The sequence below is a fragment of the Brevibacillus sp. AG genome (assembly GCF_028369215.1).
Taxonomy (GTDB): Bacteria; Bacillota; Bacilli; order Brevibacillales; family Brevibacillaceae; genus Brevibacillus; species Brevibacillus porteri.
In genome coordinates, this window is the sequence record NZ_JAQMYO010000040.1 from 1 (window position 1) to 388 (window position 388).

Here is a 388-nt window from a genome sequence, read left to right on the forward strand (position 1 = left end):
ATTTTGCTAGGTGACCCGTAGGGGATTCGAACCCCTGAATGACAGCGTGAAAGGCTGCTGTGTTAAACCGCTTCACCAACGGGCCAGGATTATGAAGTATGGTGCGGTCGGCGAGACTCGAACTCGCACGGGTCGCCCCGCCACCCCCTCAAGATGGTGTGTCTGCCAATTCCACCACGACCGCAACTAATATGGTAGCGGCGGAGGGAATCGAACCCCCGACCTTTCGGGTATGAACCGAACGCTCTAACCAGCTGAGCTACACCGCCATGAAGCTATGAGATTAAAACATATGGCGGAGAGTGAGGGATTCGAACCCTCGCTACGCTTGCGCATACTAACGGTTTAGCAAACCGTCCCCTTCGGCCTCTTGGGTAACTCTCCGTAT

At 55.2% G+C, this 388-nt stretch carries 4 tRNA genes; all 4 read right to left on the reverse strand.

Annotated features, from left to right (window positions below):
* Positions 1 to 11: 11 nt before the first annotated feature.
* Positions 12 to 85: transfer RNA gene (locus POF51_RS32070), tRNA-Glu, on the reverse strand.
* Positions 86 to 99: 14 nt separating this feature from the next.
* Positions 100 to 184 (reverse strand) — tRNA-Leu (locus POF51_RS32075).
* Between the two features lie 8 nt (positions 185 to 192).
* A tRNA-Met gene (locus POF51_RS32080) sits at positions 193 to 269 on the reverse strand.
* A 24-nt stretch (positions 270 to 293) separates the two neighbouring features.
* Positions 294 to 384: transfer RNA gene (locus tag POF51_RS32085), tRNA-Ser, on the reverse strand.
* Positions 385 to 388: the final 4 nt, after the last annotated feature.